Genomic DNA, 25131 nt, shown 5'->3' on the forward strand with positions numbered 1-25131 from the left:
CGTGTGGCCTAATTGGTATGATGCGGGCGGGCGAGGGCTTCCCAGCCTTCGGTGAGGTCCGCCATCGCAGCGTCCACACATTCGGCCGTGAGCTTGAGGGTCGCGCCACCGGCAAAATTCAACAGGATATCGAAGGCCTCGCCATTCTCGTGCGCTTCCATGCTCAGGAGATCCAGCACTTCGTCCTTATTGCCGAGGTCAAGGCCTTGGGCCTGCACCTTCAGGATGCCGTTCATGTGAAGGCCAGTGCGCACACGCTCGCCTTTCGGGCGGAAGAACTTGCGTTTCTTCTCCCAGCGGAAGCGGTTGGCGACGAAGGTGAGGCGGTGCGCGCTTGGGGTGAAATCAATATCACCCGTGCGCACGGTGGCGTCCTGCATCAGGCTCGACATCACCGTGAGGTCTTCCGCGCTTTGCGCCAATAGTTTCAAACTGTCGCTCATTACCCTGGGCCTTGAATTCATATTCGTGCGCAATGTACGGGCGCACGCCTTCCGCTTCAAGTGCTTAAACGCCTGTATGGGCGCAGAAAATCTGTTGAAGGCGGAAAATTATGCTGCGGGTCAGTCGGTCACGCGGTCAATCTGTGCGCCCACGGCCTTCAGCTTCTCTTCCAGACGCTCATAGCCCCGGTCAAGGTGGTAGAGGCGGTTGACGGTGGTCTCACCTTCCGCGACAAGCCCCGCGAGCGCGAGACCCATACTGGCGCGAAGGTCTGTCGCCATGACGGGCGCACCTTTGAGCGGCTTGCCGCCGCGCACCGTGGCGGTTGAGCCTTTGACCGTGATATTGGCACCAAGGCGCATCAGTTCCGACACGTGCATGAAACGGTTCTCGAAGATGGCTTCGGTGATCACGCTCGCACCCTCAGCCACACACGCCAGCGCCATGAACTGGGCCTGCATGTCGGTCGCGAAACCGGGGAAGGGCTGGGTCACTACGTTGAAACCCTGCACATGGCCGTTCGCCTTCACGCGCACGCCACCCTCTTCGACCGTGATGATGCCGCCGGCTTCCGTAAGCGTGTCGAGCGTCGCCTGCATGTCGTCACCCTTCGCGCCCTCAAGGAACAGGTCCCCGCGCGTCATCAGCGCCGCGACGGCATAAGAGCCAGCCTCGATCCGGTCCGGCATCACCGCGTGGGTGCAGCCGTGCAGCTTCTCGACACCTTCAATGGTAATGGTCTCATGCCCCGCGCCGGTGATCTTGGCGCCCATGGCATTGAGGCATTTGGCGAGATCGACAATCTCCGGCTCGCGCGCGGCATTCTCGATGGTGGTGGTACCTTTGGCGAGCGCTGCTGCCATCAGCGCATTCTCGGTCGCGCCGACGGAGACAAACGGGAAACGGATACGCCCACCCTTGAGGCCATCGGGTGCAGACGCGCGCACATATCCCTGTTCCATCTCGATCGTTGCACCAAGCGCCGCAATGGCCTTGAGGTGCAGGTCAATGGGGCGCGTGCCGATGGCGCAGCCGCCGGGCAGGGATACGGTCGCTTCGCCTGCGCGGGCGACCAAGGGGCCGAGCACGAGGATGGAGGCGCGCATTTTCCGCACGATGTCATAGGGCGCCACGGTGTCGTGGATGGTGTGGGCATCAAAGGTGAGGCTACGGCCCGTCATCATGCCGCCGCGCCCACCCTCGATCGTGACCGTCACCCCGAGGTGGTTCAGGAGGTCCGTGAGCGTGGTGATATCCGCGAGCCGCGGCAGGTTCTCAAGCGTGACCGGCTCGTCCGTCAGCAGGCAGGTACACATCAGCGGCAGGGCAGCATTCTTTGCGCCCGAGATGGGAATGGTGCCGTGAAGCGCAGTGCCGCCGGTGATGACGAGTTTTTCCATGGGTGGTGTAACCTCAGAAATGAGTTAATGAATGCCCGCACCATGGCGGCCAAAAAAGGCATCAAGGCGGCATGATTGCCGCCTTTTTGAAAATTTCCGCCCTAGAGCTTTGGAAGCGTTACGCCGCGCTGGCCCTGGTATTTGCCCTGCCGGTCGGAGTAGGCCACTTCGCACGGCTCATTGCCCTGCAGGAACAGGAACTGGCACGCGCCTTCGTTGGCGTAAATCTTGGCCGGCAGCGGCGTGGTGTTCGAGAACTCGAGCGTCACATGGCCTTCCCAGCCGGGCTCCAAGGGCGTCACATTCACGATGATGCCGCAGCGCGCGTAGGTGGATTTACCAAGGCAGATAACGAGCACGTCTTTCGGGATACGGAAATATTCCACCGTGCGTGCGAGCGCGAAACTGTTCGGCGGGATGATGCATACGTCGGTGTCGCGGTCGACAAAGCTTTTTGGCGAGAAGTCTTTGGGGTCCACAATCGCCGAATCGACATTGGTGAAAATCTTGAACTCGGGCGCCACCCGCGCGTCATAGCCATAGGACGAGAGGCCGTAGGAGATATTGTCTTTCCTCACCTGGCCATCCACAAACGGTTCGATCATGCCGTGTTCCTTCGACATTTCGCGAATCCATTTATCAGACATGATGGACATGGTCGGTGCTCCCCTGAATAGTCTTGCATTGGCTGCCCGGTGGCGGACTTTCCCGCATTAGTACGGCAATCCTTGGGGGCGAACAAGCACCAATCTACAAGATGTGGGGTGGTGGGCCTACTTGCCGTCAGCGTCGTCGGATTTGCGGTCCCGCGCCTGTTCCTTGCGCCGCCTGAGGTTCGCGCGCAGGGCTTCTGCAAGCCGCGCCTGCTTGTCGGCGTCGTGCAGCTTGCCCACGTCCTGCGTGATGCGGTCCGAATCTTTTGTGCTCTTGCTCATGGGAGAATTAAATGCCGCAAAAGGCGGCGCTTTTTCAAGCGCGAAATGTTAGGCTTGCGCGCGGGCAAGCGTGAGGCTTTCAAAATTATTACGCTTTTGGCTTGCATCGACCGCGTGGCTGTGGCAATAGCCCCGGCGTGCCACGAAACACCGTGGACCCCGCATATGGTTACGCTGCTGTAGCTCAGGGGTAGAGCACTCCCTTGGTAAGGGAGAGGCCGGGAGTTCAAATCTCCCCAGCAGCACCATTTTCCAAAGAAAAACTCTACCTTGATCAGCCGTGCGAAGATTACTCCGCGCCACCGAAATGCTGTTCGGCGAGTTTGCTGCCGATTTTGAGCATATTCTCATAGCCTGCGGTGTTGTTGTTGAGCACGACGACCACGCCGTCCACTTCCGGCAGCAGCAGGATGAGGCTGAGGTGCCCGATCAGGCGGCCATTATAATAGTGCACATCAAGCGCGCGGCTCTCGGATACCGGGAGCTTGCCCACGCTCCATGCCATCGGGGTTGCCTCATTGAAGGCTTCACGGGCAGCCGCCGTGGAATAGACTTTCCCGTCCAGCACCGCGTGTCCCCAGGCGTTCAGGTCGGCGGCGGTGGAGTACATCGAGGCGGTGCCCCGGAACAGCGCCGGGTTGGTGACCGGGATTTCTTCAAAGCTGCCGTCGTCACCGCGCAGGTAATTGGGCGCGAGTGTGCCTGTCCCAGCTTCATATATCTGCCCGGTCGAACGCATGCCGAAAGGCTCAAGGATCTCTGTTTTCAGGTAATCCTCATAAGGCATGCCCGCATAACGGTCGATGATGCGGGCGAGCAGGTAATAATTCACGTTGGAATACAGATAGTCGCTGCCGGGTTCGAACTTCAACTCAAGTGTTTTGAGCGTATCCATGAAGCTCTCGGCCGTGAAGGTGCGCTTGATGTCGTTATCGAACCAGCCGGGGATATCGATATAGTGCGGAATGCCGGAGCGGTTCTGCAGCATCTGCCGCAAGGTGACCTTGGCGGCATAGGGCGCGTCAAAGTCCGGCAACAGGCTGCTCAGTGTATCGTCGAGCGAGAGTTTGCCTTCATCCACCAGCTTGAGCACAAGCGCCGCTGTGAAGCTTTTGCTCATGGACGCGATGATGAAAGGCGTGTCAGTTGTGATTAGTTCCGCGTCTGCCTGTGGTGATTTGTTGACTGCTTGATGCAGTAGTATATCGCCGCCTTTCGAGACCAGGAGTGTGCCCGAAAACCCGACCGTATCCAGAATGCCGGGGAGATGATCCTGCGTTGGTACGGCCGTCTCGTCAGCGGCATAGGCTGTATGAACGCCGCAGCCAAAGGAGAGGGCTGTCGCCACAAGCGCCGCAGAAATTGTATTTTTCATTGATGTCCTCGCATGTTTATTTGCCCTATGTAGGTGAAACATGCAGTGCGTTCAATGCACTAGGCACAATTCTCTCTTGCACTGGAGACCTTAGCTTTCCGGGTGGTTAAGCTTGCCGCACCCTGTGTTTCGTGCAACACTCACACTCGCGATAACGTTTTGCACGAGCGTCGCACCGCCCGGTCCGGGCGGCATACGGGGGTTGTATATTTCTACTTTCTTCTTCGGTCCGACCGGAGAGGCCCTTCCTTGTATGCGCTGCAACTTTGTGTGCCTTTCAGGGGAAGTGACCATGACCACCTTTACCGTTGATACCATCTCCGGCAGTTCAACCGACGCGTACGGCGGCGGTAACCTTGCCTCCGAAGAGGCGGACGGCCTCGGCCTGTCGCTCCTTGAGGCCATCGGCCTCGCGCGGGACGGTGATACCATCATCTTTGATCCGTTCCTGAGCGGCTCCAGCATCACCGAGGCAGTCACCTATGAAATTCAATATGACATCACCATCAACGGCGATATCGACGGTGACGGTGCGCCCGATATAACGATTGATGGCAACGGCTATGGCAGCTTTTTGTTTGACGTTTTCTCGTCGGGCACTGATGCCACGCTGAATGGCCTGGTCATTACCGGTGTCGACGGTGGCATGGCGGTTCATGCGGGTACTGGCACCGACCTGACGATCAGCGACAGCATCATCACCGGGAATAGCGCCATCTCCCCCGGCATTGTCTCGAACGGTGCCGATGTCACGCTTGATGGCGTACGCGTTGAGGGCAACACAGCAGCGAGCGCGGTGGTGGATATCCGCAACGGCACGGTCTCGATCACCAACAGCAGCATCAGTGGCAATACGGGTGATGGCATACTCTTTGACGCCAATACCGTGACATCCTTTGACGCGGTAACCATTGCAGGCAACACCGGTAATGGTTTGCGCGTCGAGGATATGAGCCTGACCATCAGCGACAGTGTGCTGACCGGTAACGGCAACAATGAGCTTGTGCTGAGGACTGATGCCTTTGTTACGCTTCAGAACAGCATTGTCGCTGGTGCAAATACTGCAGTCTCCTTCGTTGGTGACGGCCAGATCCTGACCTTCAGCGGCACCAACGTGCTGGACGACTTTTCCCAGCTCTATGCGGGTGACAACCCGACGATCGAGAGCGACCTTAGCGAGATATTCAACTCGCTGTCGGGTGATGGCGGCGCACTGACCTTGCGCACCCTGCCGTCTGGCGCGCAGGTCTATGTGGCGCTTGCGAACCCGGACGGTGTGGCCTCGGGCCTCGGCCCAGCCTTCGCCCCCACAATCGGCGGCGACACGGCTGACAGCATCAGCGAAGACGGCCCTTCGGTTTCCGGCAACCTGACCATCAGCGACCTCAATGGCGCCGCGCATGAGCAGTTCAACTCGGACACGATTGACGGGACATACGGTGAGCTCGAGATCGCTGCGAACGGCGACTGGATCTATACGGTCGATAGCGCAAACGCGACCGTTGACGCCATGAATGTTGGCGACGACCTGACGGACACCATCACGGTATCTTCAGCCGACGGCACCACGCAGGACATCACCATCACCATTGACGGCGCGAATGATGACGCGGCCTTCACCGGTACCGTCACCGGTAACGTGGACGAAGGCGACATAGGCGACAGCGCGGTCACCGCCAGTGGTTCCGTGGCCGTTGTGGATGTGGACGACGACCCCGACCCAACTGTGCCGGACGTTGCCAGCACAGCGGGTGACAATGGTTACGGCAGTTTTGTACTGAGCGCGGGGACCTGGACCTACACCTTGGATCAGTCAGCCGTGCAGGACCTCGATGACGGCGACATGGTCACCGACACCATCACCTACACAGCATCTGATGGCACGACGACACAGCAAATTACGGTGACGATTACCGGCACCGCGGACGCATCTGTCATCTCCGGTACCTTTGCGGGCGTAGTGACAGAGGGTGACGTGGGCGATGCGGCGGTAACGGCCACGGGCAGCATTACAATTAACGACGCCGACGCTGACGACGCACCAACCTTCTCCGACGTGGCGTCAACCGCGGGGGATAATGCCTACGGCAGCTTCGTGCTCACCTCCGGCACCTGGACCTACACGCTTGATGAAAGCGCGGTACAGGACCTTGATGATGGTGACACGGTGACAGACACCATCACCTTCACCGCAAGCGACAGCAGCACACAGCAAATTACGGTAACCATCACCGGTACGGATGATGCGTCTGTGGTCAGCGGTACCTTCACCAGCACCATCGTTGAAGGCAGCGGCACCAGCACGTCTGGTACACTCAGCATTTCTGATGTGGATGCGGATGACAGCCCAAGTTTCGCCGATGTGGCGTCAGTCGCAGGCGATAATGCTTACGGCCAATTTGTGCTGACGTCGGGCACTTGGACCTATGTAGCAGACAGCGATATATTGGCGACGCTGGGTGACGGTGCAGCCCTCACCGACAGCCACACCTTTACCGCCACGGACGGCAGCACACAGGTTGTCACTGTGACCCTGAGCGGCGGCGAAAACCCGCCTTCCGCCCCGCGCCTCGCCAGCGACGGCGTGCGCGAGAATGAAGCGGGCGCTTTTGTTGGCCAGCTTATAGCGACCGACCCCGATGGCGGCGATGTCAGCTTCTCTGTTGCCGATGAACGCTTCAGGGTGGAAGGCGACAGCCTTTATTTGAACGACGATGTCACACTTGATTTTGAGAGCGGCGACGAGATCACGGTGCGGGTCTACGCTGAGGACAGCCACGGCCTGCGTACAAGCGCCTTCCTTCGGTTTGATGTGATCGATGTGCGCGAGAGCGTCATGCTACCGGGCACAGCGGCGGATGAAACCCTGACCGGCAGTGACGAGGCTGACGGCATATGGGCACGTGGTGGCAATGACCAAGTGTTCGCGCTGGGCGGCGATGACCACGTTGGCGGCGGCACGGGGGACGACACCCTGGACGGCGGCGCGGGCAATGACATTCTTTGCGGCAGCGACGGCAGCGACAGCCTGCTTGGCGGTGCGGGCGATGACACGCTCTATGGCGGTGCGGGCGATGATGTTGTTATCGCCGGTGCGGGTAATGATGTGCTGTGGGCAGGCGGAGGTGATGACATGCTCACGGGCGGCGCGGGCGCTGACCAGTTCATCTTCGGGGCCTTGAGCGGCAATGACACAGTGACCGATTTTGACGTGGATGAAGATACCCTCAACCTCGCAGCGCGCGGTTTTGCAAACCTTGCTGCTTTAGAAGCCGCCGCCAGCAACAGCGCCCAGGGCGGCGAAGCGGGCCTTCTAATCGACCTCGGTGACGGCGAAAGTGTTTTCCTCGCGGGTCTGGCGGTGACAGACTTGAGCGGAATGAATGTCGTGATCTAACTTTTGACGACCATCAGGTCTGTCTTGAGTTCATGCACACATTTCTCCGCCGTGTTGCCAAGAAGGGCGGCGCGCAGGCCGGTGCGCCCCGCACTGCCCATCACCACAAGGTCGGCTTTCCGCTTGCGTGCCAGTTTGGCAACCACAAGGCCGGGTGAGCCCGCAAGGATATGGGTGGCGGAAGCGTGGATGCTGCGGGCAGCCAGAAGCTCGTCCAGCGCTTTCTGGGCGGCAGGGCCTTTCTCGTAGAGCACGGTTTCAGGGTCCACGGCGTCAATCTCCGCCAGCGCGCGGTTGACAGCAAGCACATGCACCACTTCAAGCGTTGCGTCCTGCGCCCGGGCCAGCTTCGCCGCTTGTGTCAGCACCGCGTCTGTCATCGCGGCTTCGGCGGAAGCGGTATCAAGGTCCACAGCGGCGAGGATGATGGGGCGGCTTTTCAGCTTCATGGGGGAGGCGATACAGAAGGGTACTTCAAGCCCGCGCATGAGCGCCCAGTCCGACGGGGTGTGGAGGAAGCTTTCGCTCCGGTGGCCGGTCTTGACGACCAGCGCAAAACCACCGTCATGCGCTTTATGGAGCGCCCAGTCCGCGATGTCGTCGGTGTCGTCACTTTCCACCGTCACAGTCACGTTCGGCCCAAGCGCTTCTGCCGCTTGCGCGCGAATATCGGCCATCAGGTCACACGGTGTGATATCGCCCCAACCCGCGCGGGAAGCCTTGTTGAACAGCACGGCAATGGTGACTTTGGCTCCGTCCTCCGGCGTAAGTGATCGCACGCGCGCGAGCAAGCCCGGCGCCTTGATTTCCATGCCCCAAATGACGAGAATTTTCATCGCAACCTCCCAAACCGTGTGTCAGGCAGCCATGCTAGCGTAAATGGGGCGTGCAATGAAGGGGAAGGCGGGGGCCACAGTGTCGCAGCCCCGCTTACTGGGCATGGCTTTGAGGGGTTGGCGAGATAGAGTGGCTGTCATGCCAACATAGTTTTTGCCGTACATCTTGAGCGAGGTACATGCGGTGTGTGCAGCGCCCATCAACAGAGTGTGCGCCCTGCTGTTCTGGCCTCGTGTTCGAGAAGGAAGGCCTTGGCTTCAAACCCGCCACCAAAGCCGGTAAGCGCACCCTTTTTGCCCACAACACGGTGGCAGGGCATGATGATGGAAATAGGGTTCATGCCGTTTGCGGTACCAATGGCGCGGGTCTTCTCCCGCCCGCCAAGGCGGATGGCCTGCGCCTCATAGCTTGTGGTTTCGCCGTAAGGAATATCCATGAGCGCAAACCAGGCGGCGCGCTGGAAGTCTGTGCCCATGGGGGCGAGTGGTAGGTCGAACGTGTGCCGCGTACCGTTAAAATACTCGTCCAGTTGCTCCTCAGCAGTGTCCAGTACCCCATGCGGCCTGGTGGCGCGAGGTAACGCCGCGATGGTGGCCGCGGTCACCGGCTTCTCAAGGTCACATTCCCAGATGATGGCATGGAGTGCGTTGTTTCCCGCAACCAGATGCAAGGGCCCCACCGGGCTTGTGGTCGCGCGGTACTGGCTCCCCTCGGGCAGCTTCCGGAAAATACGCGTTTTCATGCCTTTTCTCCTGACGCAAGACTGCACCTAATCTCGCCCACACGCGGGGCGAAATCTACCTATATCCGGGCATGACTATTGATTTGTTTTTGGCTTACAAAAATTCGGTCTGGATGTAGGCGAGGAAGTCGCCCATGTCGTCGGGGAAATGCACACGCCCGGTGCGGATGATCTTCACGTCGGACGGCAGGCCTTGCAGGCCGGGGTGGTCAAGCGGGAAGCTCGTGAGCACGCCGATGGGCTTGTCCGCCGTTGTGCTCATGGCCTTGAAGGCGCGGGCGAGGTCGGCGCCGGAGAGCTCGTCAAGCGTTTGCGCGAACACCATGGCGTCCGGCTGGGAGCGCACGGCAAGCTGGAAAGCTTCCATGGCACCCGTCGCGCGCACCACGCGGAAGCCGCACTGCATCAGTTCGTTACGCACGATTTTCGAGATCATCTTGGACGGCGATACCAGCAGCACTTCCACATCCAGAACGTCGATCTGGAAATCGCTGCTTTGGTAGCTCATGGGCAGCGACCGCAGGAGCGTGGCGGTTTCCTGTGGTGCCGGTTCCTTGCCGGTGGTGATGATATCCCTGATCTTGTCGGCATATTTGCCGATGCCGCCAATCAGCACCTCATTCAGGTCCTTGGCGCCTTCAAGGTAATCTTCAAGCCGGTGGGCGATGGTGCTGGTGATGGGGTAGCCAACGCTGGCTGCGGTACCCTTGATCGAGTGAATGCGCCGCCGGATTTCCTCGAACGCCTGTTCAGGCGCGATGGCACCCTCCAGGCTCTGGTTCGAGATATCTTCGATAAAGTCGAGATTATCTTCGGTGGCTTCAAGAAACTCGGTTCTGAGTTTCTCGATCAGGGTTTCTTCCATCATCTTACACGGGGCCTAAACACAAATCTTTCTGGCGGGATAAAAAGGCGGTCCGGCTTCTCAGTCGTCAAAGAAGTCGTCCTCCATTGCATTGTCGGTTTCGTCTTCTTTTTCGAGGATCGCGGTCACGAGTTCCGGGAATTCGTTCGTAAGCGGTTTGGGAATAAAATCATCGCAGCCGGCAACAACGGCATTGGCGAGGTCGCGCACCCGCTCACTGCCCGTCAGCGCCGCAATGAGGCCTTTATAGCCCTTGCCGCGCAGTTGCTGGGTGGCGGCATAACCGTCCAGCACCGGCATATCAATATCCATCAGGATGAGGTCGGGCGACATCTGTTCGGCCATTTTCATGCCTTCCAGCCCATTTTCTGCGGAGACGACTTCATGCCCAAGGTCGGTCAGATAGCCTGCGACCAGTTTGCGCATTACTTCATCATCATCAACATGCAGGATTACACTCATTCAGGCGCGCCCTAAAAAATGTTATGCAGACACCAGTCTATATTATAGGCTGTGCCTGCGCACGGGTTTTCCGTTTCTACGCGCGAATGTTTGAATTTTTTATTAACTCGGTCAAGGGTTTAGCGTTTGGTGGCTGGAGCGGGTGAAAATGCGGATGGCGGGGCAGGCGCAGCGAGCGCACACGGTGCCATCATTTGCACCGAGCCGGAGCATCTTTTGCACCCCACGGCCGTGAACCTCGCGACCCGCATCCTGAAGCCGTGGCTTGAACACCAGAAATTGACGACGCTTGAGCTCCTGACCAACAAGGAAGCGATGGCTGACCTGCGCAATAGCGTTGCGGTTTATAATGCAGCGATCAGCACCGGCGCCCAGCGTCAGGCTGAGATGGCAGGCGGTGAGCCGGGCGAGCGCGCGAAGGAGCTGCGCAGCTATCTGGACCGCTTTTTCCAGTTTGCGAGTGACGAACAGGTTGAGCTGATGCCCATCGGCCCCTCGGGGCTTGAGGCGCATTACCGCGCGCGGGAACGCAGTGTCGGCAAGGTAACGGCGCGGCGGCATCTTATTATGTCGGTCATGCGGTATCTGGAAAACTCACCCAGCTGGGGCACGAAGGCCGAACGCCTTGTCGTGGTGCTTGAAAAACACGAGGATGAAGCCATCCAGAGAGTGGCGGACGAGATGCTGGCTGGGCTCTTTGCGCTTGACCAGGCCATTGCCGATATTTTTGTCGAGGAAAGCAATCCCTTCGCGCTCCTGCATGACTTCATGGGCCTCATATCAGCACAGCCACAGCCACGGCGCGGCAGCACCAAACTGATCCAGCGCCTGACCACGCTCATGAGCAAATACGACCTGCGCTACACAAGGAACGCCATCCAGAACGCGTTTGAGCGCATCATCACCAACACCAAACATTTTACGCCGCCGCGTGCGCTTGACGCGATCCCGCTGGCCATGTGGGAGCTGACCGAGTTCTCGAAACTCAACAAAAAAATGGTGGCGGCGGGCGGCTGGTTTGCGACCAAGGACCTGCTGACCGCAATGGACACACAGGTAGCGCGGCGTACCGGGCAATTGCAGCTGGATGAATATACTGCCGAGCATCACGGCGTGTTCGCGAAAACGGTGGAATTGCTCAAAATCTACCCGCTGGTGTTTGGTGAGCGCAATCTCGCCCGCATTGAGACCCGCATCATGGACTATATGATGCAGCGAGACCTCTCGCGCTTGCTGGAAAGTGGTGCACGCTCCCCGATGGATCAGTTAGCGCTATACGGCATTTTGGAGCAGAAAATCCGCAAGGCGAACATGCCGCTTGGCATGACGAACGAGATGATCACCCATCTCTCCCGCCTGCAGGAAGCGTTCATCCGTGAGCGGCAGGTGTTCCAGAAATTCCGCTACCTGCGCACAGGAACGGGCGAGAAGGGCATCTATGTGCTTGAGATGCTGATCCTCGGCGCCTTCACAAATGGCCGCTGCCGCAAGGCTGCCATCCGCCTGATGTTGCATTTCCTTGAAAGCAAACAACAGCTCATGGAAGCGCTCAATGACGCGACCGGGGTCGAGACCGACGATGACCGCACCGAAGAACTGTGCGCCATGTACGACTATTTCATCGAGAGCATGTAGGCGCTCCGCGCTACCTGTTTGCTAAGTGTTTGAAATATAGTCGCTATGCCTTATAGTTCGCGGAAGAAGGCCCTGTGGGGTCGTGCGGGAGGGGTCAGGTGATCCGACTGTTGGGCATTTCAGAACCAGACGTGCGCAGCCTATCTTCAGCGGGCGGAGGCAGCCATGCTTGCGGCCATTGAAGCGGGTGGCACCAAATTTGTGTGCGCGGTTGGCGGCTCCTATAATGATATCTGGGCGCAGGAAACCATCGCCACACGCACGCCTGATGAAACGCTGGCCGCATGTGCGCGCTTCTTCCAGGATGCGCAGGTGCGTTTCGGCGTCATCACCGGCCTTGGGATCGCCAGTTTCGGCCCCGTTGACCTCGGCCGCAGCGCGACCCACGGCACGTTGCTCTCCACGCCCAAATCCGGCTGGGCCGGTACCAACCTCGCCCATTATTTTGGCCATCAGGTGGGTGTGCGGGTCAGCCTTGATACAGATGTGAATGCAGCTGTGCTGGCGGAGGCACACATCGGTGCCGCGCGCGGGCTTGATAACGCTGTATATGTCACGGTTGGTACTGGTATCGGTGTTGGCGTGCTCAGCCAAGGCAAGCTTTTGCACGGCACCCTGCATCCGGAACTGGGGCACATGCCCGTGCCGCGTGCGCATGGCGATGAAAAATTTCAAAGCCAATGCCCTTTCCATACGGATTGCCTTGAAGGTCTTGCAGCTGGCCCTGCGATTGCGGCGCGGGCGTCCATGCCGGCGTCCATCCTGCCGGCGGACAATATGGCGTGGCAGACAGAGGCTTATTACCTTGGCCAGCTTTGCCGCACCCTTGTGCTTGCCTATGCGCCTGAACGCATCATCCTTGGCGGCGGTGTGATGGCGCAGAAAAGCCTGATCGCCAAAGTCCGTCGTGAGACAGAACGGCTGCTTGGCGGCTACGTGCCCGTTATTACCCGCGCGGGTGGCGTTGAGCGCTATATTACAGAGCCCGCGCTTGGCAAGATATCGGGCCTTGTGGGCGCCTTCCTGCTCGCACGCCAGCATAAGGCAACCGGCGGTCGCTAGGTTTCACCAATGGCGCGGCATGTGAAATTTCCGCACACCCCTTGCAAAACGTGGGCTAATCGCTTTCTCTTACGCAACTTTTCAAGGTGAGCGGATCATGGGCGAACGTGCAGTCATTATCAGGAACCCGATATCGGGCGGCGGCAAGGAGCCTTTCGTCAATGAAGTGGCGGAGCGGCTGCGCCGTGGCGGGCAGGACGTGCGCATCGTGCCGACAGAAGCCGCTGGCCACGCGACCCAACTGGTCGACGATATCATCAGTGCCAAAAGCGCCGACGTGATCATTGCAGCAGGGGGCGACGGCACCATCCGCGACGTTGCGGAAGGGGTTTTTGGCCGCGGTATGCCGGTTGGCATTATCCCGGCGGGTACTGCGAATGTGCTGGCGCGTGAGCTTGGTTATATGCCGCGCGGGCGCATCAGTGCGACCCATGTCTCCGATGTCATCCTGTCCCGCTCTCTTCGCGATGTTTACCCGTTTGATGTGCAGTTTGCGGGCGCCAGCCGCATGGGTGTGTGCTGGCTTGGTGCAGGGTTTGATGCCCGTGTACTCAAATATGTTTCGCCGTGGCTCAAGGCCAAGATCGGTCGGCCCTCTTTTGTGCCAGCTACCTTCAAGGCACTGTGGCAGGACGGCAAGGAACCGCTGATCCGCTGGAGCGAGGAAGGCAGCGGGTCAGGTGAAGCCGCCTGGATTGTGGCGGCCAATATCCAGCGTTATGCGGGCCCCTTTGTGCTGACGCGCCAGACGGCAGCCAACAAGGCTGGCCTCGCATGTCTGATGATGCCGCGGGCAGGGGCTTGGCCTCGCATGGTGGACCAAGTCATCCTCGCTATCGGGCATATGGACCGGCGGGCGAACTGCCGCATGCTTGGCAATGGCAGCCTGTCGCTTGGTGATGAAGGTACCCCTATCCAGCTGGACGGTGACTTTATCGGCCACGGCAAGGCCACCGTTACACCCCGCCTTGTGCCCATTCCCTTTCGCGCGCACGTCTAGACTGTCACGGTTTCCGCACGCAGTTGTTCCCAGTGCGCCACCACAGATTCTGCGTGTGCGAGGTTTGTGCGGTAAGCGAGCGAACCTGCCGCCTTTCGGATGCCCGCACGCCTGAGTTTGACGATGATGCGCGGTTGAAGCCCGACGAGCACAAGCGCAATACCCTTGCGCTGCATCTCCGAAATCATCGACTGAAGGGCGACGATCGCGGTGGCATCGATGCTCGGTACGTCGCTCATGTCGATGACAAGTGTCCTGATACGACTGTCGACCTGATTGAGCGACGTGAGGGCCCGTTCGGCTGCACCAAAGAAAAGCGGGCCGTTAATGTCATAGACAGCAGTGCCGCCGGGGAAAGCGCTGTCCTTCGCATGCCCTGCAGTGCTTACAAGTTTGGTCTCGGTCAGCAAGGCCATGCGGCGGATAAAAAGCATGCCAGCGAGGCCGATGCCGACGGCGACCGCAATGACCATATCGAAGACCACCGTCAGGCCGAAACAGGTGATAAGAACCGCCACGTCGCCTGCGGGCGCGGTGCACAGGATATAGAGGAAGCGCCGGGCTTCGCTCATATTCCATGCCACGATCAGCAGCAGTGCCGCAAGGGACGCCATGGGCACGCGGCCCAGAAGGTCGGTCAGCAGAAGCACGCTCAGAAGTACGATGCCAGCGTGTGCAATGGCCGCGATGGGGGAGCGCGCGCCACTGCGGATGCTGGTGGCGGTGCGCGCAATGGCTGCCGTGGCTGTGATGCCACCGAACAGGGGCGCCACAAGGTTGCCAAGGCCTTGGCCGATCAGCTCCGCATTCGGGTCATGCCGGGTTTTGGTCTGCCCGTCCGATATGACGGCACAAAGCAGGCTCTCAATAGCGCCCAGCATGGCGATGGCGAAGGCGGGGCCCATCAGCGCCTGTATCAGCGCGAAGTCGAGCGTGATGGGCTGACCGTCAGGGCCCGGTAGATGCCACGGTACGTTGAAGTCGGGCGCGATGGGCGGAATGCCGCTACCGCTTATACCGCCAGCCTCCCATGTGAAACGTGAGGCGATGGTCTCAATGCCTGCAGCGGTATCGGGCCCGCTGAACGCCATATCAAGGCCCCATGCAGCAAGCGCCCCGGCAATAAGGCCTACAAGGGGTGCAGGAACCGGCGTGCGCAATTTGGGCCACACAAGCATGACCGCGAGGGTGAAAGCGCCAACGGCAAATTCAAGCGGTCTGAGCGTTGGTATCGCAGTAGCGATATGGCCGACATTGCCAAGAAAGTGTTCGCCTAGCTTGTCTGTCTCCAGCCCGAGGAAGTCGGGGATTTGCAGGACAGCGATCACCACGGCGATGCCTGCTGTGAAACCAAGCACGACGGGATAGGGCACAAATTCAATCAAGCGCCCCATACGGGTGATACCAAGCGCGATGAGGATCAGCCCTGCCATCATTGAAGCAATGAGAAGTCCGCCCAAACCATATTGTTTGACGATGGGCAGCAGGATGACAACGAAGGCCGCTGTAGGCCCCGACACACTGAAGCGTGCGCCGCCCATAAGCGCAATGATCGCGCCCGCAACAATCGCGGTATAGAGGCCGTGTTGCGGCGGCACGCCGGTGGCAATCGCCAGCGCCATCGAAAGCGGCACGGCCACAGTGCCGACTGTCAGCCCCGCGAGAATATCTTTCCGTAGATCAGCGAGGCCATAGCCATCACGCCAGGCGGCACGCAGGCCGGTGGCAAGGGCGGGCAGGGAAGGCAAAAAGCGGTGGTCGGCCATGGGGTGACCTCTGTTGCAGCGTGTTGGGCACGGCCGGTCGTGGCGGCCCTTACAGCGAATTTATGTTAATAACATTAACATATGGTTATAATCATGTGCAAGAAGTGCGCATGAGGTTTGAAGCTGCAACAAACCTGGGCATTGCATGCGGGAGGCGGCGCTATTAACATTCAATGTTAATGATATGGGAGATCTTCAATGGAAAAGAAAACAGCGCGTTTGACGTTGCTGATTGACCCCCACAAGAAGCAGGCGTTTGAGCAATTATGTACCTTGCAGGACCTGACACCATCGCAGGTGGTGCGCCAGTTGATCCGGGATTATCTGCGCGCTCACGGCGTCAGCTATGAAACGCAGGCCTCGCCTGACAGCATAGCAGACTGACCCTCACTAGGGCGACGCTGAACAAGAGCCGGACGGGTAATACCGCCCGGCTCTGTATATTTCAGGACATGCGTGCAGCTATAGATGCTGCATCGTCAGGTGGCAGTCGCGCGCGCCGTAAACGTTCACGGACGTACCGCTTGCGTCAATGCTCATGCGTACCCGCTGGCGGTGGAAGCGCAGGTTGGGCCCCGGCCCCACCTCGACCGGTTGGTCGAAGTGCAGTTTCACGCGCCAAACGCCAGCACTGCTGGCTGTTTCAAGCCCCAGGATAACGCCTGTGTAGGTGCTGCCGTGATACGTGCCTGTGACACGGTCCCCGATTTTGAACGGGAGCGTCGAAGCCGGGTTGTTATCCTCGCTTGTGGCTCGGGCCGGTTCACTCTCGGCCGCTAGAAGCGCGGCAAGCGTGTTCCAGTCCCGGTGACCATCTTCTTGTGCAATGGCTTCGAGGCTCTGGGCGTGTGTGATGGCAATGTCTTGCGTGGCCAAATAGGATCGGAGCCGTTTGGCGCGGCTCTTTGTTCGTGACAGATTGTCAGTCATGATGGTTCGCCTTTTGCTGCGAACGGCACAGTTGCTCTAGCGGGGCCCGCATTGCCACCGGCATGCCGCTCATGGGCAATTGGGCGAACAAAAAGTGTTCCGGGACCTTCACCAAACGTTTCCGCGCGGGCGGCAGGCGGCCCCAAGCCGGTGGGCTTTCTGTCACGTGCGTGGCCCTGCGTCAAGTTTTCATCTGCATGCTTGGCGCGTTCCCTTGCCGGTGATACGCTCCCGCGCAACGAGTAGGGGAGGACATCTTGCAAAAATCATCCTTGGGCTGGCTGCGCCAGCTTGGGCCCGGCCTTTTGTTTGCCGGTATGGCCATCGGTACATCGCACCTTGTGCAGTCAACCCGCGCGGGGGCTGTCTTTGGGCTGGGGCTTGCCGGAGTTATCCTCCTCGCCAATATCGCGAAATATCCGGCGTACCGCTTCGGCGCAGCCTATGCCGCCGCGACCGGCGAAACCCTGATTGCGGGCTACCGGCGCATCGGGCTTCTACCGCTCCTGTTCCTGATGGCGGTATTTGTGTTTGCGCACGGCTTCGCGGTGGCGGCGATTGGTGTGGTGACCGCAGGCATGTTCAAGGCGGTGCTCGGTGTGAACCTGCCGCTTCTGGGCACCATCGCTATTGTGCTCGGTGCATGCGCACTTTTCCTCGCGCTCGGGCGTTACAAGCTGCTGGAAAGCGTGAACCGGTTCTTCATGGCGGTCCTCACCCTTTCCACCCTCGTGGCGACGGTGCTTGTGCTCCCCAATGTGGACTGGTCGCTTTACCCAGACAGCGCACCACCTTTTGACCTTACCGCTTTCCTGTTTGTTGTGGCGCTCGCCGGGTGGATGCCTACCCCGATCGAAGCCTCCGTCTTCTCAAGCCTGTGGACGCTCGCGCGCAAGCAAGCGGGTGGTGATGCGGTGCCCGCGACCGATGCGGCGCGGGACGCGGCGGTGGGTGAAGCGGTCACCGATTTCAATGTGGGCTATGTGTGGACCACCTTGCTGGCGCTTTGTTTCATGCTGCTGGGCGCGGGTGTCATGCATGCCTCCGGTGTGGTGCCGGAAGACAGCGCACCGGGCTTCGCGGCTCAGCTTGTGGCGCTTTATTCCCATACGCTTGGCCCATGGTCCGCGCCCGTGGTGGGTGTGGCGGCCTTTACCGTGATGTTCACCACGGCGATCACTGTGCTTGATGGGCTGACCCGCGCGCTTGTCGTAAGTTTCGCGACCCTGCGCGGGGAGCGGGAAGAGGATGTGAAAGCAGGCTCGGGCCGGGGTTATATCTTCGTGTTGGCGGGCCTTTGTGTAGCAGCGCTCTTGCTTGTTGCCTTCTTCATGCAAGGCTTCCGCGCGTTTATCGACCTCGTAACCTCCATCGCCTTCCTAACAGCGCCCGTGTTCGCATGGCTTAATCACCGCACCATGATGCAGCCGCATGTGCCGGAAGCACACCGCCCGCGCGGCGGCATTCTGGTCTGGAGTTACCTGAGTATTACAGTGCTGGGGGCGTTTGCGTTTGTGTACCTGTGGTTGCTCGTGAGCTAGGTCAGTCGACCGCGCGCAGAAGCTGGCGGTCGAAATAGCGTAGCAGGTGGTCAAGGTCACGGCCGCGCTTCAGGATCTGGCCGTCCATCCCCATGATGCGCCACATGCCTTGCTCGCGCGCGAGTGCAGGTTCCTTGATGATGCGGTAAAGCGGCATTTCGCTCGTGCGGCGGAAGACCGAGAAGATGGCCTCATTACGCAGGTGGTCAATCGCATAGTCGCGCCAGTTGCCGGATGAGACCATGCGGCCATAAACATTAAGGATTTTGGTGAGCTCTGGGCGGATGAAATACACCGCGCGGGGCGCCTGCTTGCCGCTGGTGCGGCCCAGGTTTTCAGCCCCAAATGGAATATAAGACGTGTCGTCCATGCACTCCTCACAGGCCAAACCCTTGGCCTTCAGGGCATTGTGCGGCTTTTCAGCTTCCTTGGCAAGCGCGAGATAGCAGCCCTTGAAACGCCTTGACGAGTGATTACATGAATGAGACTATAACGAGCCGATATATAAAAAATCACGGCAAAAGAAAAATATAGCGAGGAATATCCCATGAAAAAGTTTCTTTCACTCCGTCACGGCGTGGTTGCATTGGCTATGGCTGGTGCTGTTACGACAGTTGCAAGCGCCCATGAAGAACATGGCAGCCGCATCAGCCAGACCCGCGACGTTGAGACCTTCACCCGCGTTCAAGTCAAGGGCGGTATCGAGCTGGACCTGACGGCAGGCAAAAGCCAGTCGGTCGAGATTGAAGCCCACGAAGGCTATATCGCCGACATCAAGACCTACGTTCGCGGCGACACCCTTGTGATCGACATGGATACCGACGACAGCGACGACGGCATCCAAATTCACGGCCACAATGTGCACGTGAAGATCACCATGGAAATGCTGGCCGAACTTGAAGTGCTTGGCGCAGTGGACGCTGATCTTCGCGGCATCGACAGCAAAGACCTGAAGATTGATATCAAGGGCGCTGGCGACGTGGAGATTGAAGGCAAGTGCGGTTCGCTCGAGCTTGAGCTTAAAGGCGCAGGTGACGTGGACGCCGAAGATCTCAAGTGTGAAGACGTTGAAGTGGCTGTAAAAGGCGTTGGCGAAGCTGTGGTGTTTGCCAGCAAAAGCGTGGACGCAGACGTGAGCGGTATCGGCTCCATCACTGTTTATGGTGAGCCAAGCCGCGTGCGCCAAAGCGACGGCTTCCTCGGCAGCATTCGCATTAAATAAGCAATATAATATAATCACTTACGGAGGATAGGGTGATGAATAAACTGCAGACGACAGCGGCTGTGGCTGCGATGATGCTTGGTTTCGGCATGACAGCGAACGCGGCAGATACATCGGAAGAAATGCGCGACGTTGATGCGTTCAAATCCATCAAACTGATGGGGTCCATGGACGTGGAAGTCACGGTGGGTGAGCGCCAGTCGGTGAAGGTGATCGCAGATAGTGACATCATCGACCACCTTGAGACATCGGTGAGCGGCGATACCCTGCGTGTGAAACTTGAGAACGGCCACTACGGCCACATCAAGGTGATGCGCGTTATCGTGACCATGCCGGAGATGACGGGCGCCAGCATTCAGGGTTCGGGCGATATGATCGTGACCGGCGCTGCTGCGGACGACTTTGAACTTGAACTTCAGGGTTCGGGCGATGCGACCTTCAAAAAGGCCAAGTTCGGCAAGATTGACATTGAGCTTCAAGGCTCTGGCGACATTGAACTGGACGGCAGCTGTGACGACATCAAGATCGAGCTTCAGGGCTCGGGCGATGTGGACGCAGGCGACCTCAAGTGCAAGACCGCTGACGTTGACCTGCGCGGCTCCGGCGATATCGAGTTTTTCGCCAGCGAAAGTGCAGGCGTGGGCGTGCACGGTTCCGGTGATGTGGTCGTGAAAGGTTCGCCGGACAAGATCAACTCCCGCGTACGCGGTTCTGGTGACATTATCATGCGCTGAGCGTGAAAAAATATCTGATGAGAAACCCCGGTTTTGCCGGGGTTTTTTATTGAACCAAGTGCAAAAATGAAGGTGCCCTATTTTGGCCTTATTTGAGCCGCGCGAGAGCCCCAATGCGGGAGCAATTTATCAATGTTGGCCTCGTCTGGCCCGACTGCACGCGGAGCTCTGAACCCCTAGCCCCCTCATCTTCGCACCCTGACGCAGTCGGGCCAGTTTTATTTCGGGGCCAGCCTCCCCCTCACATTTCAATCATTTAGCCTAGTTTCCCCTCGACAAGCGGCACCTCGCGCTGCACGCTGAGCGCACAAAACCTCGGATCGAATCCTCAGGCAAAGTCACGCGGTAGAAGGAGAGGGACCATGCGGCAGCTTTACGAATTATGCGGTGAAAACCGGGATGTGCGTTTCAGCCCCTATTGCTGGCGTACCCGTTTGATGCTGCAGCACAAGGGGCTGGAGTTCGACCCCGTCGCCATCACCTTCCTCGAGAAACAGCCGCTTGAAAGCGCGGGCTCCAGAACTGTACCGGTCCTCAACGATAATGGCACTTGGGTGAAAGACAGTTTCGATATCGCGCTCTATCTCGATGACACCTACACGGACAAGCCGCTTTTTGGTAACGCCACGGCGCGGGCGCAGGCAGTCGTCCTGAATGACTGGCTGAACCGCACCTTGGTGCTGGGCATTTTCCCCATGATCGTCGCGGACCTGCACGGGCACCTTGATGCCAAAAACGCCGCCTATTTCCGCGAAACGCGGGAGAAGTTCCTTGGCTGCACGCTTGAGGATGCGCAGGGCACCCGCGCTGAAAAGCTCGCGCCTTTCCGCGCGTCGCTTGCGCCGCTTCGGGCTGCTCTCAAGCAGGACGACTGGCTTGCGGGCGATGCGCCCGGCTGGCTCGACTATGCCACCTTCGGTCCTTTCGTCTGGGCGCACCTCACCAGCGACATTGACCTTCTGGACAAGGATGACAGCCTTCACGCATGGCGCGAGCGCATGTTCGACCTCTTTGACGGCTCAACCCGCGCCATGCCTAGGGCTGTATAGGGAAATAGCATGCGCGGGCCTTGCAACGGTCCCGATCTGGGTCTATCAAGCGGAACAACGCGTGCCCGCGCGTATCAGGTGACGGATTACTATTCTCGCAAGCAAACTGCCGCACGGCAGTGGGGGACATGTTGATGGATATATTGCTGGAGGCGAAGGAGCTTACCAAACGCTTTGGCGCTTTCACGGCTGTGGACGGGATTTCACTTTCCGTTCGCAAAGGCGAAGTGTTGGGCTTCCTGGGGCCGAACGGCGCCGGGAAAAGCACCACCATGAAAATGTTGACCGGTTTTCTCGCGCCCTCAAGTGGCAGCGCGGTCATCTGCGGCGAAACGGTCACAACGGGCAATGTGAAAGCGCGCGCACGCATTGGTTACCTGCCGGAGGGCGCGCCGCTGTATGGCGACATGACTACGCGGGAGTTTCTCGCTTTCATCGCCGCGTCGCACGACATCCCCAAGGCAGATATCCCTGACGTTGTGGAAAGTGCCGCGGGCGCTGTGCACCTGCACGGCGTGATGGAACAGCGGATTGAGACACTGTCAAAAGGCTTCAAGCGGCGGGTGGGTCTCGCGGCGGCTATCCTGCATGCGCCTGACGTGCTCATTCTTGACGAGCCGACAGACGGGCTGGACCCGAACCAGAAATTTGAAGTGCGGCGGCTGATTGAAGCCATGTCGCTTGACCGCGCGATCATTATCTCGACCCATATTCTTGAGGAAGTGGACGCGCTTTGTCACCGCGCGGTGATCATCAACAAGGGCCGCATCGTTGCTGACGGCACACCGTCTGAGTTGCGCGCCCGGTCCAAATATCGGAATGCCGTGACCATGCTCGTGCCAGCCGCCAATGCCGAACGCACGGCAAGTGCGCTCAAGCGTGTCGGTGGTGTGCTGCGTATCGAGGCCGCGAGCGAGGGCGACTTTATGCGCCTCACCGTCGTGCCGCAGGGCAACGCAGATATTGCTGAAGCCATTGGTGATATCGCGGCGGTCAGCAACTGGCAGGTTAGCCAGTTCTCGGTCGACCCCGGCAGGCTTGATGACGTGTTCCGGCAGGTCACCGAAGGTGACGGTGTATCGACAGCGTCCTTCACGGCGGAGGCGCAATCATGAAATCAGTGATGACTATTTTCCGCCGCGAGTTTGGCAGCTATTTCGCGACACCTGTGGCCTATGTTTTCCTCGTCATCTTTCTGGTGATGCAGGGCATGTTCACCTTCTATATCGGCCAGTTCTATAATCATGAACAGGCTGACCTTGCGGCGTTTTTCACTTACCAGCCCTGGCTTTACCTGTTCCTGATGCCGGCAGTTGCCATGCGCCTGTGGGCTGAGGAACGCAAAAGCGGCACGTTTGAGTTGCTCCTTACCCTGCCTGTGCCTGTGGGTGCGGTGGTGACGGGCAAGTTCCTCGCCGCCATGGCGTTCGCAGCGCTCGCGCTGTTCCTCACTTTCCCCATCTGGATTACCGTCAATTGGCTGGGCACACCCGATAACGGCGTGATCGCGACCGGTTACCTCGGTTCACTCCTGATGGCGTCGGCTTATCTTGCCATTGGCAGTGCGCTTTCTGCCACGACCAAGAACCAGGTGGTGGCCTTCATCCTCGCGGTGACGGTCTGTTTCCTGTTCCTTGTCTCAGGGCTGCCGATGGTGCTTGACCTCTTCTCCGGCTGGGCACCTGACCCGGTGGTTGAGGCTGTTGCGAACCTCTCATTCCTCACGCATTTCAACAACCTGCAAAAGGGTGTGGTGGTGCTGTCGGACGTATTCTATTTCATCGCGGTGATTGCGCTTTGGCTCTGGATCGGGCGCATCGTGATTGAAAGCAAGCGGGAGGCCGGATAATGGCTGCGCCTGTGAATAAACTGATGCAGAAAACCTCGGTACAGATTGTGCTCGCCGTGCTCCTGTTCCTGTCGCTGACGGTGCTGGCAGACCGTTACCTGCGCTCCGCCAAAATCGACCTGACGGACGAAGGGCTCTATACGCTTTCGGAAGGCACTGAAGGGGTGCTTTCGAACCTCGATGAGCCGGTCAGCCTGACCTATTACTTCTCTCGCTCGCTCGCGACGCCTTACCCTCAGCTCCTGAGCTACGGCAAACGGGTTGAGGATATGCTGCGCGCCTTTGTGGCGGAGAATCCGGGCAAGGTGCACCTGTCGGTCGTGGACCCGGAACCCTTCTCCGAAGCTGAGGATGAAGCGGTGGCCGCGGGCCTCAAGGGTGTACCGCTCATGGACCGGTCCACGCTTTATATGGGGCTTGTGGCGTCCAACACCTTGGACGGTGAAGGCGCTATCCCGTTCTTCACCGAAGAGCGTGAGAAGTTCCTTGAGTATGACCTCGTCAAACTGGTCACAAGCCTCGATACCGAACCGCGCCCGCGCCTGTCGCTGCTGACACAACTGCCGCTGCAGTTTGGCCCCGGTGGCCCGCAAGCCATGATGCAGGGCCGCTCGCAGCCTTATGTGATTTATGAGCAGTTGCAGGAGTTTTTCACCGTCGAGGACATGGCGCCTGATTTCACCGAGATCCCGGCAGAAACCGAAGTGCTGATGCTTGTGCATCCGCCAGCCCTCAGTGACGACCAGCTTTTTGCCATCGACCAATATGTGCTGAAGGGTGGCCGTGCGCTCATCTTCCTTGACCCGCATTCGGAAGCGCTGGACCCGCGTGGCACGGCACCCAGTGCCTCAACGCTTGGCCCGCTTCTCGCGGCCTGGGGTGTTGAGATGCCCGAAGGCAAAGTGGTGGGTGACGGCGCGCAGGCGCAGCGTGTGCAGATGGGCGGCTATGGGCCGGAATCGGTGAAGGACTATATCTTCTGGCTCAATGTCAGCGGTGATTTCCTCAATGGCGATGATATCGTTACCGGTGCGCTTGATAATATCAATGTGGCGAGCGCCGGTGTGCTGGAACCGCTTGAAGGTGCCACCACAAAGCTGACGCCCCTGATGACCACAAGCTCAGTCGCCATGCTCTATGACGCGGACCGCGCCGTTGGCATGCCGGACCCTGACGCACTGCTCCGTGACCTCGAGCCCACGGGCAAAAGCTATATCCTCGCAACCCGTATTTCGGGCACCGCCAAGACCGCTTATCCGGACCGTGTCGCCAATGCAGGCACGCCGACCGCGGACCCTGCGGCAGCAGAGGGTGAACTGAACATCGTGCTCGCAAGCGACAGTGACCTGTTCGACGACCGTTTCTGGGTGCAGCTGCAGGAACTTCTCGGTCAGCGTATTGTGGTGCCGATTGCTGGCAATGGCAGCTTTGTACTGAACCTTGCGGACCATATCTCAGGCTCTGACGCGCTGCTCGCGCTTCGTGGACGCGGTATCTCCAAGCGCCCGTTTGAGGTGGTGGACCGGCTGCGCCGCGAGGCTGAGGCCAAATACCTGACCGAGGAACAGCGCCTGCAGGACGATCTCGCGAATATGGAAGACCGCCTTGCGCAGCTTGAAAGTGCGGAAGCTGACGGCACCAGCGTGCTATCGCCGGAAATGGAAGAAGAGAAGGAGCGTTTCCGCGCCCAACTTCTTGAAACCCGCCGCGCGCTCCGTGAAGTGAACCGCAGCCTGCGGGCCGAGATCGAAAGCCTTGGCAACTGGCTTGCGGTTATCAATATCGTGCTGGTGCCGTTTCTTCTTATCGTTTTTGCGCTGGTGCGTGTATATGTGCGCCGCCGGCGCGCTGCATCGCGCTGACGGCAGGGCACACAGGGAAATAAA

General features: G+C 59.2%; 24 protein-coding genes and 1 tRNA gene. 13 read left to right on the plus strand and 12 right to left on the minus strand.

Annotated features, from left to right (window positions below; translation table 11 throughout):
• Positions 1 to 8: 8 nt before the first annotated feature.
• The 4 genes from B150_RS0113670 to B150_RS23340 form a co-directional block, all read right to left on the minus strand.
• Entirely contained in the window at positions 9 to 443 is a 435-nt protein-coding gene (locus B150_RS0113670) for a DUF2948 family protein (RefSeq protein ID WP_020400502.1), read from the minus strand.
• A gap of 120 nt (positions 444 to 563) precedes the next feature.
• Positions 564 to 1844 carry a UDP-N-acetylglucosamine 1-carboxyvinyltransferase gene (murA, locus tag B150_RS0113675; RefSeq protein WP_020400503.1) on the minus strand — a complete coding sequence of 427 codons (1281 nt, stop codon included), beginning with the start codon at positions 1842 to 1844 and terminating at the stop codon, positions 564 to 566.
• A gap of 101 nt (positions 1845 to 1945) precedes the next feature.
• Positions 1946 to 2500, minus strand: coding sequence for a dCTP deaminase (gene dcd, locus B150_RS0113680; RefSeq protein ID WP_020400504.1), 555 nt, complete (start codon positions 2498 to 2500; stop codon positions 1946 to 1948).
• 117 nt (positions 2501 to 2617) lie between these two features.
• Positions 2618 to 2779, minus strand: coding sequence for a hypothetical protein (locus tag B150_RS23340; protein ID WP_020400505.1), 162 nt, complete (start codon positions 2777 to 2779; stop codon positions 2618 to 2620).
• Positions 2780 to 2952: 173 nt separating this feature from the next.
• On the opposite strand from B150_RS23340, the gene B150_RS0113690 reads away from it, so the two are divergent.
• Positions 2953 to 3027, plus strand: a tRNA-Thr gene (locus B150_RS0113690).
• 41 nt (positions 3028 to 3068) lie between these two features.
• Here B150_RS0113690 and B150_RS0113695 read toward each other — a convergent pair.
• Positions 3069 to 4154, minus strand: a complete 1086-nt coding sequence (locus B150_RS0113695; protein WP_020400506.1) for a serine hydrolase domain-containing protein — start codon at positions 4152 to 4154, stop codon at positions 3069 to 3071.
• A 292-nt stretch (positions 4155 to 4446) separates the two neighbouring features.
• Here B150_RS0113695 and B150_RS0113700 point away from each other — a divergent pair, with 292 nt between their 5' ends.
• On the plus strand, positions 4447 to 7551 hold the full coding sequence (locus tag B150_RS0113700) for a beta strand repeat-containing protein (protein ID WP_020400507.1): 3105 nt from the start codon (positions 4447 to 4449) through the stop codon (positions 7549 to 7551).
• On the opposite strand, the gene B150_RS0113705 is transcribed toward B150_RS0113700, so the two are convergent.
• From B150_RS0113705 to B150_RS21130, 4 genes are all read right to left on the minus strand, one after another.
• Entirely contained in the window at positions 7548 to 8387 is an 840-nt protein-coding gene (locus B150_RS0113705; protein ID WP_020400508.1) for a universal stress protein, read from the minus strand. The genes B150_RS0113700 and B150_RS0113705 overlap by 4 nt on opposite strands.
• 200 nt (positions 8388 to 8587) lie before the next feature.
• The gene (locus tag B150_RS0113710; RefSeq protein ID WP_020400510.1) at positions 8588 to 9130 is read right to left on the minus strand and encodes a methylated-DNA--[protein]-cysteine S-methyltransferase; all 543 of its coding nucleotides are present in this window, start codon (positions 9128 to 9130) and stop codon (positions 8588 to 8590) included.
• Positions 9131 to 9224: 94 nt separating this feature from the next.
• Complete coding sequence (locus B150_RS0113715; protein WP_020400511.1) at positions 9225 to 9998, minus strand: Hpt domain-containing protein; 774 nt, start codon at positions 9996 to 9998, stop codon at positions 9225 to 9227.
• A gap of 57 nt (positions 9999 to 10055) precedes the next feature.
• Positions 10056 to 10457, minus strand: coding sequence for a response regulator (locus B150_RS21130; RefSeq protein WP_020400512.1), 402 nt, complete (start codon positions 10455 to 10457; stop codon positions 10056 to 10058).
• A 129-nt stretch (positions 10458 to 10586) separates the two neighbouring features.
• Between B150_RS21130 and B150_RS0113725 the strand changes: the two genes are divergently transcribed.
• The 3 genes from B150_RS0113725 (at position 10587) to B150_RS22530 (ending at position 14154) form a co-directional block, all read left to right on the plus strand.
• Positions 10587 to 12092, plus strand: a complete 1506-nt coding sequence (locus B150_RS0113725; protein WP_155860067.1) for a hypothetical protein — start codon at positions 10587 to 10589, stop codon at positions 12090 to 12092.
• Between the two features lie 165 nt (positions 12093 to 12257).
• The gene (locus B150_RS0113730) at positions 12258 to 13154 is read left to right on the plus strand and encodes an ROK family protein (protein WP_020400514.1); all 897 of its coding nucleotides are present in this window, start codon (positions 12258 to 12260) and stop codon (positions 13152 to 13154) included.
• A 97-nt stretch (positions 13155 to 13251) separates the two neighbouring features.
• Positions 13252 to 14154 carry a diacylglycerol/lipid kinase family protein gene (locus tag B150_RS22530; RefSeq protein WP_020400515.1) on the plus strand — a complete coding sequence of 301 codons (903 nt, stop codon included), beginning with the start codon at positions 13252 to 13254 and terminating at the stop codon, positions 14152 to 14154.
• On the opposite strand, the gene dauA is transcribed toward B150_RS22530, so the two are convergent.
• Positions 14151 to 15920, minus strand: coding sequence for a C4-dicarboxylic acid transporter DauA (gene dauA / locus B150_RS0113740; RefSeq protein WP_020400516.1), 1770 nt, complete (start codon positions 15918 to 15920; stop codon positions 14151 to 14153). The genes B150_RS22530 and dauA overlap by 4 nt on opposite strands.
• 198 nt (positions 15921 to 16118) lie before the next feature.
• On the opposite strand from dauA, the gene B150_RS0113745 reads away from it, so the two are divergent.
• Complete coding sequence (locus B150_RS0113745; RefSeq protein WP_020400517.1) at positions 16119 to 16304, plus strand: hypothetical protein; 186 nt, start codon at positions 16119 to 16121, stop codon at positions 16302 to 16304.
• A gap of 78 nt (positions 16305 to 16382) precedes the next feature.
• Here the strand turns inward: B150_RS0113745 and B150_RS21140 are convergent, their stop codons facing one another.
• Positions 16383 to 16850 (minus strand): glyoxalase superfamily protein, encoded by a 468-nt coding sequence (locus B150_RS21140; RefSeq protein WP_020400518.1) that lies wholly within the window; start codon positions 16848 to 16850, stop codon positions 16383 to 16385.
• A 257-nt stretch (positions 16851 to 17107) separates the two neighbouring features.
• Here B150_RS21140 and B150_RS0113755 point away from each other — a divergent pair, with 257 nt between their 5' ends.
• Entirely contained in the window at positions 17108 to 18391 is a 1284-nt protein-coding gene (locus B150_RS0113755) for an NRAMP family divalent metal transporter (protein ID WP_155860068.1), read from the plus strand.
• Position 18392: 1 nt separating this feature from the next.
• Here the strand turns inward: B150_RS0113755 and B150_RS0113760 are convergent, their stop codons facing one another.
• A complete protein-coding gene (locus B150_RS0113760; RefSeq protein ID WP_020400520.1) occupies positions 18393 to 18761 on the minus strand; it encodes a DUF2794 domain-containing protein in 369 nt (122 codons plus the stop codon).
• A gap of 177 nt (positions 18762 to 18938) precedes the next feature.
• Between B150_RS0113760 and B150_RS0113765 the strand changes: the two genes are divergently transcribed.
• The 6 genes from B150_RS0113765 (at position 18939) to B150_RS0113790 (ending at position 25107) form a co-directional block, all read left to right on the plus strand.
• Entirely contained in the window at positions 18939 to 19613 is a 675-nt protein-coding gene (locus B150_RS0113765) for a head GIN domain-containing protein (RefSeq protein WP_020400521.1), read from the plus strand.
• A 35-nt stretch (positions 19614 to 19648) separates the two neighbouring features.
• Positions 19649 to 20347 carry a head GIN domain-containing protein gene (locus B150_RS22535; protein ID WP_020400522.1) on the plus strand — a complete coding sequence of 233 codons (699 nt, stop codon included), beginning with the start codon at positions 19649 to 19651 and terminating at the stop codon, positions 20345 to 20347.
• A gap of 362 nt (positions 20348 to 20709) precedes the next feature.
• Positions 20710 to 21396, plus strand: a complete 687-nt coding sequence (locus B150_RS0113775; protein WP_020400523.1) for a glutathione S-transferase N-terminal domain-containing protein — start codon at positions 20710 to 20712, stop codon at positions 21394 to 21396.
• Between the two features lie 143 nt (positions 21397 to 21539).
• Positions 21540 to 22511: an ABC transporter ATP-binding protein gene (locus B150_RS21150; protein WP_025896744.1), complete on the plus strand. Its 972-nt coding sequence runs from the start codon at positions 21540 to 21542 to the stop codon at positions 22509 to 22511.
• Entirely contained in the window at positions 22508 to 23245 is a 738-nt protein-coding gene (locus B150_RS0113785) for an ABC transporter permease (RefSeq protein WP_020400525.1), read from the plus strand. The genes B150_RS21150 and B150_RS0113785 overlap by 4 nt, the downstream gene beginning before the upstream one ends.
• Positions 23245 to 25107, plus strand: coding sequence for a Gldg family protein (locus tag B150_RS0113790; protein ID WP_020400526.1), 1863 nt, complete (start codon positions 23245 to 23247; stop codon positions 25105 to 25107). The genes B150_RS0113785 and B150_RS0113790 overlap by 1 nt, the downstream gene beginning before the upstream one ends.
• Positions 25108 to 25131 lie beyond the last annotated feature (24 nt).

Origin of the sequence: Kordiimonas gwangyangensis DSM 19435 = JCM 12864 (assembly GCF_000375545.1) — a bacterium.
Classification (GTDB): Bacteria; Pseudomonadota; Alphaproteobacteria; order Sphingomonadales; family Kordiimonadaceae; genus Kordiimonas; species Kordiimonas gwangyangensis.

What these genes read in the sequence shown, in the direction of transcription:
- B150_RS0113670 (WP_020400502.1), bottom strand. Translation starts at nt 443, where the DNA reads ATGAGCGACAGTTTGAAACTATTGGCGCAAAGCGCGGAAGACCTCACG.
- murA (WP_020400503.1), bottom strand. Translation starts at nt 1,844, where the DNA reads ATGGAAAAACTCGTCATCACCGGCGGCACTGCGCTTCACGGCACCATT.
- dcd (WP_020400504.1), bottom strand. Translation starts at nt 2,500, where the DNA reads ATGTCCATCATGTCTGATAAATGGATTCGCGAAATGTCGAAGGAACAC.
- B150_RS23340 (WP_020400505.1), bottom strand. Translation starts at nt 2,779, where the DNA reads ATGAGCAAGAGCACAAAAGATTCGGACCGCATCACGCAGGACGTGGGC.
- B150_RS0113695 (WP_020400506.1), bottom strand. Translation starts at nt 4,154, where the DNA reads ATGAAAAATACAATTTCTGCGGCGCTTGTGGCGACAGCCCTCTCCTTT.
- B150_RS0113700 (WP_020400507.1), top strand. Translation starts at nt 4,447, where the DNA reads ATGACCACCTTTACCGTTGATACCATCTCCGGCAGTTCAACCGACGCG.
- B150_RS0113705 (WP_020400508.1), bottom strand. Translation starts at nt 8,387, where the DNA reads ATGAAAATTCTCGTCATTTGGGGCATGGAAATCAAGGCGCCGGGCTTG.
- B150_RS0113710 (WP_020400510.1), bottom strand. Translation starts at nt 9,130, where the DNA reads ATGAAAACGCGTATTTTCCGGAAGCTGCCCGAGGGGAGCCAGTACCGC.
- B150_RS0113715 (WP_020400511.1), bottom strand. Translation starts at nt 9,998, where the DNA reads ATGATGGAAGAAACCCTGATCGAGAAACTCAGAACCGAGTTTCTTGAA.
- B150_RS21130 (WP_020400512.1), bottom strand. Translation starts at nt 10,457, where the DNA reads ATGAGTGTAATCCTGCATGTTGATGATGATGAAGTAATGCGCAAACTG.
- B150_RS0113730 (WP_020400514.1), top strand. Translation starts at nt 12,258, where the DNA reads ATGCTTGCGGCCATTGAAGCGGGTGGCACCAAATTTGTGTGCGCGGTT.
- B150_RS22530 (WP_020400515.1), top strand. Translation starts at nt 13,252, where the DNA reads ATGGGCGAACGTGCAGTCATTATCAGGAACCCGATATCGGGCGGCGGC.
- dauA (WP_020400516.1), bottom strand. Translation starts at nt 15,920, where the DNA reads ATGGCCGACCACCGCTTTTTGCCTTCCCTGCCCGCCCTTGCCACCGGC.
- B150_RS0113745 (WP_020400517.1), top strand. Translation starts at nt 16,119, where the DNA reads ATGGAAAAGAAAACAGCGCGTTTGACGTTGCTGATTGACCCCCACAAG.
- B150_RS21140 (WP_020400518.1), bottom strand. Translation starts at nt 16,850, where the DNA reads ATGACTGACAATCTGTCACGAACAAAGAGCCGCGCCAAACGGCTCCGA.
- B150_RS0113760 (WP_020400520.1), bottom strand. Translation starts at nt 18,761, where the DNA reads ATGGACGACACGTCTTATATTCCATTTGGGGCTGAAAACCTGGGCCGC.
- B150_RS0113765 (WP_020400521.1), top strand. Translation starts at nt 18,939, where the DNA reads ATGAAAAAGTTTCTTTCACTCCGTCACGGCGTGGTTGCATTGGCTATG.
- B150_RS22535 (WP_020400522.1), top strand. Translation starts at nt 19,649, where the DNA reads ATGAATAAACTGCAGACGACAGCGGCTGTGGCTGCGATGATGCTTGGT.
- B150_RS0113775 (WP_020400523.1), top strand. Translation starts at nt 20,710, where the DNA reads ATGCGGCAGCTTTACGAATTATGCGGTGAAAACCGGGATGTGCGTTTC.
- B150_RS0113785 (WP_020400525.1), top strand. Translation starts at nt 22,508, where the DNA reads ATGAAATCAGTGATGACTATTTTCCGCCGCGAGTTTGGCAGCTATTTC.
- B150_RS0113790 (WP_020400526.1), top strand. Translation starts at nt 23,245, where the DNA reads ATGGCTGCGCCTGTGAATAAACTGATGCAGAAAACCTCGGTACAGATT.